Origin of the sequence: Lysinibacillus sp. K60, assembly GCF_019731275.1 — a bacterium.
Classification (GTDB): domain Bacteria; phylum Bacillota; class Bacilli; order Bacillales_A; family Planococcaceae; genus Lysinibacillus; species Lysinibacillus capsici.
On sequence record NZ_JAASJR010000011.1, the window covers coordinates 49,759 to 62,554 of the forward strand.

Annotated in this window: 10 protein-coding genes; 5 read left to right on the top strand and 5 right to left on the bottom strand. The window is 36.7% G+C overall.

Annotated features, from left to right (window positions below):
- Positions 1 to 9 precede the first annotated feature (9 nt).
- Both HCH28_RS20045 and HCH28_RS20050 read right to left on the bottom strand, forming a co-directional pair.
- On the bottom strand, positions 10 to 1,704 hold the full coding sequence (locus HCH28_RS20045; RefSeq protein ID WP_221682799.1) for a methyl-accepting chemotaxis protein: 1,695 nt from the start codon (positions 1,702 to 1,704) through the stop codon (positions 10 to 12).
- 262 nt (positions 1,705 to 1,966) lie between these two features.
- Positions 1,967 to 2,962, bottom strand: coding sequence for a M23 family metallopeptidase (locus tag HCH28_RS20050; protein ID WP_221682800.1), 996 nt, complete (start codon positions 2,960 to 2,962; stop codon positions 1,967 to 1,969).
- A gap of 212 nt (positions 2,963 to 3,174) precedes the next feature.
- Between HCH28_RS20050 and HCH28_RS20055 the strand changes: the two genes are divergently transcribed.
- The 3 genes from HCH28_RS20055 to HCH28_RS20065 all read left to right on the top strand — a co-directional run bounded on the left by HCH28_RS20055 (position 3,175) and on the right by HCH28_RS20065 (position 7,958).
- Positions 3,175 to 5,070, top strand: coding sequence for a PrkA family serine protein kinase (locus HCH28_RS20055; protein ID WP_039884612.1), 1,896 nt, complete (start codon positions 3,175 to 3,177; stop codon positions 5,068 to 5,070).
- Positions 5,071 to 5,352: 282 nt separating this feature from the next.
- The gene (gene yhbH / locus HCH28_RS20060; protein ID WP_221682801.1) at positions 5,353 to 6,510 is read left to right on the top strand and encodes a sporulation protein YhbH; all 1,158 of its coding nucleotides are present in this window, start codon (positions 5,353 to 5,355) and stop codon (positions 6,508 to 6,510) included.
- A 44-nt stretch (positions 6,511 to 6,554) separates the two neighbouring features.
- Positions 6,555 to 7,958 (top strand): SpoVR family protein, encoded by a 1,404-nt coding sequence (locus HCH28_RS20065; RefSeq protein WP_221682802.1) that lies wholly within the window; start codon positions 6,555 to 6,557, stop codon positions 7,956 to 7,958.
- Positions 7,959 to 8,158: 200 nt separating this feature from the next.
- On the opposite strand, the gene HCH28_RS20070 is transcribed toward HCH28_RS20065, so the two are convergent.
- A complete protein-coding gene (locus HCH28_RS20070) occupies positions 8,159 to 8,572 on the bottom strand; it encodes a hypothetical protein (RefSeq protein ID WP_221682803.1) in 414 nt (137 codons plus the stop codon).
- Between the two features lie 196 nt (positions 8,573 to 8,768).
- Here HCH28_RS20070 and HCH28_RS20075 point away from each other — a divergent pair, with 196 nt between their 5' ends.
- Positions 8,769 to 9,644 (top strand): radical SAM/SPASM domain-containing protein, encoded by an 876-nt coding sequence (locus HCH28_RS20075; protein WP_221682804.1) that lies wholly within the window; start codon positions 8,769 to 8,771, stop codon positions 9,642 to 9,644.
- Between the two features lie 41 nt (positions 9,645 to 9,685).
- On the opposite strand, the gene HCH28_RS20080 is transcribed toward HCH28_RS20075, so the two are convergent.
- Complete coding sequence (locus tag HCH28_RS20080; RefSeq protein WP_004225641.1) at positions 9,686 to 10,075, bottom strand: helix-turn-helix domain-containing protein; 390 nt, start codon at positions 10,073 to 10,075, stop codon at positions 9,686 to 9,688.
- Positions 10,076 to 10,286: 211 nt separating this feature from the next.
- On the opposite strand from HCH28_RS20080, the gene HCH28_RS20085 reads away from it, so the two are divergent.
- Entirely contained in the window at positions 10,287 to 10,940 is a 654-nt protein-coding gene (locus HCH28_RS20085; protein ID WP_221682805.1) for a restriction endonuclease subunit S domain-containing protein, read from the top strand.
- Positions 10,941 to 10,984: 44 nt separating this feature from the next.
- On the opposite strand, the gene HCH28_RS20090 is transcribed toward HCH28_RS20085, so the two are convergent.
- Positions 10,985 to 12,658: a ribonuclease J gene (locus HCH28_RS20090; protein WP_221682806.1), complete on the bottom strand. Its 1,674-nt coding sequence runs from the start codon at positions 12,656 to 12,658 to the stop codon at positions 10,985 to 10,987.
- Positions 12,659 to 12,796 lie beyond the last annotated feature (138 nt).

Sequence of the window (12,796 nt, forward strand, 5' to 3'; positions counted from 1 at the left end):
TTTAGATGATTAAATTTTAAATTGCTGTAGCTGCGTATTTAACTCCTCTGCCATTCCAGCAAGCTGATTTGCACTTCTAGCGATTTCGTCCATTGTAGCGGCGGTTTCCTCAACAGTTGCTGTTGTTTGCTCAACGCCAGCAGCGGATTCCTGTGAAATGGAGGCCATATCATCAATAGAAGCATTAATGGTTTCCGAATTTTGAGCAAGCTGATTTAAATTCGTTGAAATGGTTGAAATATTATCAATCATATCTCCAACAGCATCAGAAATTTTTTCAAATGTTTCATTTGTTTCATCTAGTTGTGTTGTTCCTCTTTTTACTTCCTCATAGCCAGTCTGAAGGGCAGATGTTACATTGCCAGTCTCACCTTGAATACGATGGACAATTGTTGCAATATCTGTGACAGAGAATTGTACTTGCTCAGCAAGCTTTCGGACTTCATCTGCCACAACAGCAAAGCCCTTGCCATGCTCACCTGCTCGTGCTGCTTCGATTGCTGCATTTAATGCAAGTAAATTTGTTTGGTTTGAAATATCATCGATAACTGACACAAGCTTGGATATTTCAGCAGACTGTTCATTTAAATTTTCCACCTTTTTCACAGAGTCTAATACAATTTCATTTATTGTAGCCATTTGTTTGGTAGATTGAACCATTAAACTTTTCCCTGAAACCGTTAATTTTTGAACATGACTAGAATGTTCGCTTAATTCAATGCCCTCTTGTGTAGTTTCATGAATGCTACGCTTAAATGCTGTCATTGTTTCTGCCAAATCACCTGTGGTAGATGCTTGTGTTTCTGTACCTGATGCAAGCTCTTGCATCGTTACTGTAATTTGCTCAGTACCTGCTTGTACCTCATTCGATGATTGAGCAAGTTCTTCACTACTAGCTGCTACTGTTTCAGAAACCGTGTAGATAGAATGGATCGTTTGTTTTAATTTTTCGTTCATGTCATTGGCAGCTACCATTAACGTTCCAATTTCATCTCGTGTTTTTACAGGTAGAGGCTCTAGTTGCAAATTTCCATCTGCTAATTCTTTCATTCGGTCAGCTACGACTGTAACAGGTTTAGAAATCGTACTGGCTGTGATAATGGCAATTAGAATACCAGCTATCGTTAGAATCAAGCTAAAGGCGATACCAATTGTTCGATTCTCCGAGCTAGTTGATACAACATCGTTACCAACATCTGTAATGGCTTTAGCACGTTCATCTGCCAGTTTTTCGTAACCATCTCGCACTTTCGTTACGAGTTCATGTGTATCCATTAAATTTTCTAAAGCTAATTCTTTATTGCCCTTTTGATAGATATCAAATACCTCTGTATTAACAAGGGTACTCCAATCACGGGCGATTGCTACAAGTTGATCGCGTTCATCTGATTTTTCATATTTGTCTAGAATAGCGTTATTTTTCTCAGCCATTTTGCGATACTCATCAAATGATTCTTTGTATTTTTCGTCACCTGTCAACACATAATTTAACGCTGCAGATAGGCGGACACTCATAGAGAGTGCTAAATTTTTACTTGCATTTAAAACAACTAAATCTTCTTTTACTAAATCTTTTGCCTGTTTTTCCATATTTGTATTGGAATTGTAAGTGTAGGTTGTAAAGCTAACTACTAAAACTAACAAAAGAATAAATGCACTTAAAATTCGAGTTTTAAGTGTTTTAAACTTGATAATGCCTTTCATTTTCCCATCCCTTTACTATCTCATTGAGAAATTTTTTCAACACAAGTATTATTTTATAACTAATTATGCGTATTAATAAGCCTTTCGATAGAAATATTTAAAAATAGTTTTTTAGTACAATGATATAATTATTTTCCTTTTATTGATGGTTAAATATATATAGATGTCTAACAACTAATTTATATATTTGTGTATAATTTCCTATGTAGAAAGAAAATACACCTGAAGCAAATTGCTTCAAGTGCCATAAGTAAAGGATTCTCTATTCTTTTTGTTTTTTCGCCGTGCGCTCCCACTGTAGAAGGGAAGGATAAGGGTCAAAAGCCCATTCGGTTCTTCCATTAAATTTATAAATACCATAATGAAGATGTGGAGGGAATTTACCAGATGTACCTTCTTTTCCATAGCCAGAGCTTCCAACATAGCCAAGAACAGTACCAGGTTTTACAATTGTACCTACTTCAATTTCCTTATGATAGCTACCGAGGTGGGCATAATAGTGGTAGGAATTATGATTGTCGCGAATACCAATACGCCAGCCACCAAATTGATTCCATCCTTTTACCTCAACAACTCCAAAAGAGGTAGATAATACAGGTGTTCCATAGCTGGCAAAAATATCAGTTCCCTCATGAATACGGCGTCCACCCCAACCGCGATTGGCGCCCCAAGTGCCCCGGTAACTGTAATCAGAGCGGATATTTAGCGGGAAGGTATGTGCATCAAGTTCAATGGTTTTAAAATGTCTGTACAATGTGGAGATGGTAAATATTTGATTGACTGCTTCTTCGCTTCCGTAATATTCCCATAAAGCTAATTTAAAATCCTCATCAGTCGTTCCAAATTTCCCTAAATAACTAGCCATCGAAAAGATGACATCCTCATCATCCTTTGGACTAGCGATTCCATCATGATTACCGTCAAGGCCCATTCCTCCGAAATAGCTAATTGTCTCAGGAGAAGTGTCTTCCTTTACAGGATTTAATGCACCTGACCAGTATTCATCAGAAAATTGGATAGCCAAATAGCCTTCTCGTTTAGGGATGTCTTTACGAACTGATTGTAGGTTTCTCTCATACTGATCGATAGCAGCTAAAAAATGCCATGGAATGAGTAATTCATCGAATTGTACATAATAGGACATACGCTGCTGTAAAATTTCTTCTTCTGTAAGATCCTCCTTTGCAAAAGAGGCAGAAGGGTACAGCATAATCCCTAAAAATAAAAATGTGAAAAGAAATATAAAATGGCGATGCAATGATGGACCTCCTTTCTAACGTTAGAATAACCGAAATTTTTATCTTCATTCAGTAAGGTTCTATGTATGAAAACAGTTGATATATCCGCAATTTTTTTGCCCCAAAAAATAGAAATAATAAGAAGAAACTTCATCAAAGAAAAAGTAATGGTATCATCATGCCATTAACTTCATACTATGTTATAAATCAAGCCCTGAATGGAGGGAAGGCTATTAACATTTTAGATAAAGTGAAAAACTATCGCGAAGAAGAAAACAGGCTGAAGTGGGAAGGGACATTTGCAGATTATTTAAACATCATTAGGGAAAGACCTGAAGTTGCTCAAACAGCCCATTCACGCGTCTACAATATGATAAAAAGTTCTGGTGTAGAGGAACGCGATGGGCAAAAAATGTACAAATTTTTCGGACAAGAAATTTTTGGGCTTGAAACAGCAATTGAAAGACTGGTGGAGGAATATTTCCATCCAGCAGCACGCAGGTTAGATGTTAGAAAACGTATTTTATTATTAATGGGACCAGTTAGTGGTGGTAAATCAACTATCGTTACTTTACTAAAACGCGGATTAGAGCAATATTCGCGAACAGATGAAGGTGCAGTTTACGCAATTAAGGGATGTCCAATGCATGAAGATCCGCTCCATTTAATTCCACATCATTTGCGTAATGAGTTCTTTGAGGAATATGGGATTAGAATTGAAGGAAGTTTATCGCCTTTAAATACAATGCGTCTTGAAAAGGAATACGATGGACGCATTGAAAATGTAATGATTGAACGTATTACTTTTTCAGAAGATAAACGTGTGGGCATTGGGACATTTACACCATCAGACCCTAAATCACAGGATATTGCAGATTTAACAGGAAGTATTGATTTTTCTACAATAGGTGAATTTGGTTCAGAGTCGGATCCTCGTGCTTACCGCTTTGATGGGGAGTTGAATAAGGCCAATAGAGGAATGATGGAATTCCAAGAGATGCTAAAATTAGATGAAAAATTCTTATGGAATTTATTATCGCTAACACAGGAAGGAAATTTCAAAGCAGGAAGATTTGCTTTAATTAGTGCAGATGAGTTAATCGTTGCTCATACAAATGAAACAGAGTATCGTTCATTTATTTCCAACAAAAAGAATGAGGCATTACATTCTCGAATTATCGTTATGCCAATTCCCTACAACCTCAAAGTTAGTCAGGAAGAGCATATTTATGAAAAGATGATAAAAGAGAGCGATATGTCCCATGTCCATATTGCACCGCATGCTTTAAAGGCCGCAGCAATCTTTTCGGTTCTCACTCGTTTGGAAGTTCCGAAAAAACAAGGTGTGGATCTAATTAAAAAAATGCGCTTGTACGACGGAGAAAATGTGGAGGGATTTAATTCCGTTGACTTAGAGGAGCTGAAGAAAGAGTTCCCGAATGAAGGCATGAACGGTATTGATCCACGCTATATTATTAACCGTATTTCTTCTGCTATTATCCGCAAAGAGATACCATCGATAAATGCATTAGATGTTTTACGAGCATTGAAGGATGGGCTAGATCAGCATGCATCTATTTCTCAAGAGGATCGTGAAAAATACATGAATTACATTGCGGTTGCTCGTAGAGAATATGATGAAATTGCTAAAAACGAAGTACAAAAGGCTTTTGTGTATTCCTATGAGGAATCGGCAAAAACATTAATGAACAACTACCTCGATAATGTAGAGGCATTTTGTAATAAAAATAAAATTTATGATCCACTTACTGGGGAAGAAATGAACCCAGATGAAAAATTAATGCGCTCGATTGAGGAGCAAATTGGCATTTCAGAAAATGCTAAAAAGGCATTCCGTGAAGAAATTCTCATTCGAATTTCTGCCTATGCACGAAAAGGTAAACGTTTTGATTATAATTCTCATGAAAGATTGCGAGAAGCCATTCAGAAGAAATTATTTGCAGATTTGAAAGATATCGTGAAAATTACTACTTCTTCTAAAATGCCAGATGAATCGCAACTGAAGAAGATTAATGAGGTTGTGGCAAGGCTTGTTGATGAACATGGCTATAATACAACATCAGCAAATGAGTTGCTACAGTATGTAGGAAGTTTGCTAAATCGATAACGATAACTTGATGTTCATTGTTCCAAGTCAGATAGGAGTGTCCCAATTTTAGGGCACTCCTTTTATTATCAGGAGGAGAGATTTATGATTTGACGGAATAAACAAAAAGCCCCAGAGGATGTCCGAGACTTTGAAGAGAAACTTTCGAGCATGGACAATAAAAGCTGGACGCATTGAGGTGTGATTAATAGATATACAATTGATTTTATGAAAAAAGTTCAAAAATTTGGCTCACAAGCATAGTATAGAAAAAGCGAATTTGATAGATGGGTGAGGATAAAAATGACTGAACACGAAAATAAACGCTTTGTCATTTCTCAGGAAAATTGGTCCCTCCATCGTAAAGGGCACCAGGACCAACAACGCCATATGGAAAAAGTGAAAGATGCGATTAAAAATAATTTACCTGATTTAGTTAGCGAAGAAAGTATTGTGATGTCCAATGGTCGCGAGGTTATTAAGATACCAATTCGGTCACTTGATGAATATAAAATACGATATAACTATGATAACTCTAAGCATGTAGGGCAGGGACAAGGGGATAGTAGTGTTGGAGATGTAGTGGCGCGCGATGGCAGTAAGGCCAATCAGGCTCCCGGTAAAGGAAAAGAAGCGGGTGACAAGCCTGGCCAAGATTATTATGAAGCAGAAGTCAGTATGGAGGAAATTCAAAATGTTTTATTTCATGAACTAGAATTACCAAATTTACAGCAGAAAGAAAAGGCAGATATTAAAACAGAAAAAATAGAGTTTAATGATATTCGAAAAAAAGGTCTCATGGGTAATGTCGATAAAAAGCGTACCATTTTAAATGCATTAAAGCGCAATGCGATGCATGGGAAAGCAGAGATAACGCCAATCCACAATGACGATTTACGTTTTAAAACATGGGATGAAGTGGAGAAACCAGAATCCAAAGCAGTAGTGCTCGCCATGATGGATACAAGTGGCTCAATGGGAGCATTTGAAAAATATTGTGCGAGAAGCTTCTTCTTTTGGATGACGAAGTTTTTACGGTCAAAATATGAAACAGTAGAAATTGAATTTATTGCCCATCATACTGAGGCAAAGGTTGTCACAGAAGAGGAGTTTTTTACAAAGGGCGAAAGTGGTGGCACTATTTGTTCTTCAGCTTATAAAAAGGCATTGGAATTAATTCAGGATAAATATCATCCGTCTCGCTACAATATTTATCCTGTCCATTTTTCAGACGGTGAAAATATATCGATGGACAATGAAAAGTGCCTGAAGCTAGTAGGGGAGTTAATGGACGTATCCAGCATGTTTGGCTATGGTGAGGTCAATCAGCATAACCGATTCTCTACGCTTATGTATACGTATAAAAAAATTGATGATCCTAAATTCAGATACCATATTTTGAGAAAAAAAGGCGATGTGTATGACGCCTTAAAGAGCTTTTTCAAGAAAAGTGAAGAGTAACATGGAAGTATCCTCAGCACCACGTTCAAAGGAGGGGGCGTAAAATGAACACAAAAGAGCTTCATCGAGCAATAGATGAAATTACCGAAATTGCCTCAAGCTTTGGCTTAGATTTTTATCCAATGCGTTATGAAATTTGTCCAGCGGATATTATTTATACATTTGGCGCCTACGGTATGCCCACGCGCTTTTCCCATTGGAGCTTTGGAAAACAATTTCATAAAATGAAGCTTCAATATGATTTAGGACTTAGTCAGATTTATGAGCTTGTCATTAATTCAAATCCTTGCTATGCATTTTTACTCGATACTAATACTTTAACCCAAAATAAATTGATTATTGCCCATGTTCTAGCACACTGCGATTTCTTCAAAAATAATATACGTTTTTCTAATACAAGAAGAGATATGGTAGAAAGTATGACCGCAACTGCTGAGCGAATAGCTGGCTATGAGAGAGAATATGGCAAAGATGAGGTGGAGAAGTTTTTAGATGCTGTTTTAGCTATTCAAGAACATATTGATCCATCCATTTTAAGACCGAAGCTATCCTGGAGTGAGGAGGATGAGCTTGAGGAGGAAAAACCACCAACAAAATCACCGTATGATGATTTATGGAGTATAGAAGAAAAAGAAAAAGTTTATAAACCCATCCGACGCAGATTAAAGCAATTTCCTCCTCAGCCAGAAAAGGACCTGTTGTTATTCTTAGAGGAGCATAGCCGTGAATTGGAAGACTGGCAACGAGATATATTAACAATGATGCGAGAGGAAATGCTTTATTTTTGGCCTCAATTAGAAACTAAAATAATGAATGAGGGGTGGGCCTCTTTCTGGCATCAACGAATCATGCGGGAGCTAAAGTTAACTACTGCTGAAACTATCGAATATGCCAAATTAAATGCGGGGGTTGTGCAGCCCTCCAAAACATCGATTAATCCATATTATCTTGGGATTAAAATTTTCGAGGATATTGAAAATCGCTATAATAACCCTACTGAGGAAATGAAACGGTTAGGTGTTTTGCCAAATACGGGACGTGAAAAGATTTTTGAGGTAAGAGAAGTAGAATCAGATATTTCCTTTATTCGAAACTATTTAACAAAGAATTTAGCGAAGCGTGAAGATTTGTACTTATTCCAAAAGAAAGGGAATGAATATCGTATAACGGATAAGGATCACGAGATGGTTCGCGATCAACTTGTATCCATGCGTGTAAACGGTGGCTTCCCATACATTGTAGTAAAAAATGGTGATTATTTGAGGAATGGCGAGCTATATTTAGTTCATGGCTATGAAGGGATGGAGTTAGATCCACACTATTTAGAAAATGTATTGCCTTATATTTACCAGCTGTGGGGACGTCCTGTTCATTTAGAAACCTATGTGGATAAAAAGCCGATGCTTTATTCATATGACGGCACAAAAAACTATAAACGCAATGTATAATAAAAAAAACTTCTATCTGTTGAAGGTACCATCAAGCAGATAGAAGTTTTTTCATCGTGTTGAAAAACAAAACCATCAATAGTATTTTTGTGAAAGTTCAACAATCGGTTGCAGGCTAATTGCTTTCCAGTGGCAGAGCACAGAGCCTCTTCGTGTCAAATGGCCTTTTTTGCTACTGACATGATCTTTTTGAAACCAATCTACTCAACTTCTTCAGTTAATACATCAGTTTCTTCATTACTTTCACTATGGTTAGAGGATGAATGAATATCACTTTCAATGACAAGACTATCCCGTACTTTAATGCCTTGTTGCCCACCAGCCTCGTCATTATCATTACCAGCAATACCACTTCTTCCATTACCGTCAGCAAATTGCGAATTGACGTTGCGTGTATGACTACCGTTACTAGCATTTTGTCCACCTTGGTTGGCATTTGTGCCTACATCATGATTGATTTGGCCTCCGCCTTCTGCACGTTGCTCAAAGTGAAAATCAGTATTTCCTATATTGAATGTAAAATTTATTGTTATATGATTTTTCCCTTGCTTGTTAGAGGATTCCTGCTCAGGTTCGTCAGGTCCATAAAATTTTTTAGAATTAAAACCAGACATCGTTTCTCCTCCCTTCCTTTCCTATTACTATTAAGATATTAGCGCTTCTTGAACCCACCTGTACGTGTAGCCATGTTACCTAGAGAAAAGGTAGGAGAGTCCAGAGGGAAGCTCAACGATTTTTGCTATCTATCCAATAAATTTGTTAAAATGAATGAGATTTGATTATTTAGTGAATGGGAACGGAGAAGCAACATTGAGAACATTTAAAAAGGTTTATATAGAAATTACGAGTGTTTGTAATTTAGCATGCAGTTTTTGTCCACCTACAGCGCGTGCAAAGGGGCTTATAAAAGTCGAACAATTTAATAAAATATTAGATGAAATTCGTCCACATACAAAATATATTTATTTGCATGTGAAAGGAGAGCCATTACTACATCCAAGAATTGATCAGCTATTAGATGCTGCCCATGCAAAAGGATTCAAAGTCAATATTACAACGAATGGTACGCTAATCAAAAAAAATCGCGAGAAAATATTAGGAAAGCCAGCGTTACGTCAAATTAATTTCTCGTTGCATAGCTTTGATGGGCATGAAGGCTCCGAAAATCGTGAAAAATATTTAGGGGATATTTTGGATTTTGTGCGAGATTCTAGGGAATTCAATACGATTATTTCCTATCGTTTATGGAATCTACAACAGGATCATGTTTCGGATGTTGCAGCTCGTCGCAACCGCGAGACTTTAGAAATATTAGAAAATGAGTATCATCTTGATTATCGTATAGAAGAAAAAGTAGAACCTGGGAAAGGGGTAAAAATTGCCCCTCATGTGTATTTAAATCAGGATCATGAGTTTAGATGGCCAAGTCTTCTAGAGCCAGAGGATGAAGGCAAGGGTTTTTGTCATGCACTGCGTAGTCAAGCGGCTATATTGGTGGATGGTACCGTTGTACCTTGCTGTTTGGATGGGGAAGGTGTCATTAATTTAGGAAATGTACATGAAAAATCCTTCTCCGACATTGTAGAAGGGGAGCGTGCCAACAAGATTGTTGAAGGCTTCTCAAGAAGAGAAGCTGTGGAAGAATTATGTAGAAAATGCGGCTATCGTCAAAAATTTGGTATGTAGCTACTAAAAGTTACTTTGAAATAAAAAAGCAGCTCCAATGGTCATTGACCGTTAGAGCTGTTTTTCTTTGATTGAGAATCAATCGTATCTAAAAAATCCTTCGTTATACGAACTACATATTTTACCTCGTCTAAATTTCGTTCTCTTAATAATGAGCGATGAATGTCTAGCATGAGGTTTTTCTCCTCAATATCAGTAACGCCAGATAATTTTTGAAAATTAAATAGCTCCTCAGGGGTAATGTCTAATGCCTTCATGATTGTTTCCAAAGTACTTAAGGTAATATTAGATTGTCCATGCTCAATATTGGAAACTCTTCCTTTACTGAAACCTAACTTCCCTGTTCTTTCAGCCACTTCTTCTTGGCTAAGTCCTTTAGATAATCGAATAATCCGAAGTTGTTCACCTACTAGCTTTAAAAAATCTGACATATGATTCACCTCTATGTTAAAAGCTAGTGAAAAACAATGTAAATGACTATACTATTATAGTGGTATAATAGAGAAAAAGTTACATTAAAATGGTACAATCTTTAGAGTAATACTTTTATCCAGATAAATGACCTAAATAAATAACTAGGTATGCGTTAATGAAGATTGTATTCAGGGTATTAATTGGGACAGAGGATTGGAGGGTTCATACATGGTGAAGCAGTTTTTTTTAGAAGAAATAGCAAAAGTCCAAATTGGTCATTTAATTGCGAACGATCAATGGTTTAAAAGGGAAGGTACTCCTTTTATCACCAAAGCAACACTATTGAAATTATTGGTAGATGATGATGCTAGTAAAGTGCCAAAGGTTGATCACACGGTTGATTCATTAAATTTGTCACTAGTGCCTGCAAAAAGCATTCTACTCAATAAATTAAATTTAAAGGAAACCATTATTTATCAATGTAAAAAAGCTGTGTGCATCGGTCATGATATCATTGCCATTATTCCAAATGAATCCATTGTTGTTAGTGACTATTTATTTCACTTTTTTAAATGGTATCAAATAAATAAAGAGAAACGTCATATCTTTCGTTTAATAATTGAATTACCTCCTCTTGATATACAGCATAGAGCAGCTCAACTATTAAACGCTATTCAGCATTTATTAATGAATAAAGATTCTTTAGTCACAGCGGTAGAAAAACTTCCACAGTATTTCGATAATGTGTCAAAACAAGTAAATCAGCATGCAAAAAACTTACATCATAGCTTTGACCAGCTCCAATATCTATATGCTGATATGTTACATAAGGTTTATAATGGAGATTTCCTAAATGATTCCTTTCAAAGGTTGAGCAATTAACATAAGTCGGTGCAAATGGATTGGGCAATCCTTGCACCGACTTGTTAAATTTCAATAATAATTGGTAAAATCATGGGCTTACGTTTTGTTTGGGTAAATAAATATTGCCCAACAGCTCTTTTAATTTCTCGGCGAAGAACATGTATTTGCTGTCTGCTCTCTTCTTGAAGCTCATTGACGATTTCTTTGGTAAGCACATTGACTTTAGTTAACAGTGCCTCGAAATCTTTAGCATAAACAAAACCACGTGAAATGGTATCGGGTTCCGAAATAAAAGCACCATCAGCTTTATTGAGTGTCAATACAATAACAAGCATTCCATCTTCTGAAAGTTGCTTGCGATCACGCAGGACAATTCCTTCGACCTCACCAATGCCAATCCCATCTACATAGGTATCCCCAGCAGGAATTTTCCGTGTTTGCCTTGCCTTTGAATTTTCAATATCAACAACATCCCCATTTTTCATAATAAATGTATGTCCCTTTTGAACGCCAATAGATTCTGCTAATAAACGATGTTGATGTAACATACGATACTCACCATGAATAGGTATGAAAAATTTAGGCTTCATAAACGTCAGCATAAGTTTCAAGTCCTCTTGATGACCATGTCCTGATACATGCATACCTGTATGACTGGAAGAACCATAAATAACTTTAGCACCAAGCTGAAACAAATTGTCCACAATACGAGAAACACCCTTTTCATTACCGGGGATTGGTGAAGCGGCAAGAATGACTGTATCGTCTGGTAAAACTTTAATTTCACGATGATTACCATTTGCTATTCTTGCAAGTGCAGCTAGAGGCTCGCCTTGGCTACCTGTGCAGAGGACCACCACCTCTTCTGGAGGGAGGTATTTGACCTCTCGTGCATCAATTAACAGATCTTCTGGTACAAATAAATAACCTCGTTCAATTGCGACATCAACGACATTGACCATGCTACGCCCTACTAAAGCTAGCTTCCTATTGGTGGCAATTGCTGCATGTACGATTTGTTGAATACGATTAACATTTGAAGCAAAGGTAGAGATAATTACTTTTCGTTCAGCATGTAAAAAGGCTTCCTCAATATGATGCCCTACAAGTTGCTCTGAAGGTGTCAAACCTGGTCTTTCCGCATTTGTACTTTCCGAGATAAGAACTAGCACGCCATTTGAACCGATTTCAGCCATTTTATGAATATCAGCAAATTGGTTGTTAACAGGCGTTAGGTCAAATTTAAAGTCTCCAGTATGGACAACGTTTCCTTCGGAAGTGGCTAAAACAATTCCTAAACAATCGGGTATACTATGATTGGTTCTAAAGAAACTAACATCGAATTGTCCTAAATGTAGAGCTGAGTCTGCATGAATTTCAATTAAATCCGTTCCTCGTAAAAGTTTATGTTCCTTAAGCTTTAATTCAATAAGTCCGAGTGTGAATCGGGTAGCATACACAGGGACATTTAATTTTTTTAGTAAGTAAGGAATACCACCAATATGATCTTCATGTCCATGCGTGACAATTAATGCCTTAATTTTCTCCTTATTATCAAGTAAATACGTAATATCTGGAATGATTAAATCAATTCCGAGCAGGGTTTCATCAGGAAATTTTGCTCCGCAATCAATAATAATTATGTCATCTGCATATTGTACTACATACATATTTTTACCAATTTCATTTATCCCACCAAGGGCGAATATGGATAATAGCTGTTTACTTGTTGACAACGTATTCCCTCCTATAGTCTTAAATAAAGCCATCTAAATGCTTTTGCCATAAGTAGTATAGCTTTTAGCATTTCATCCTATACGAAATTTGCAATACGACTAATTGTAAAATGTAAAGAATAGAATGGAGAGATAACA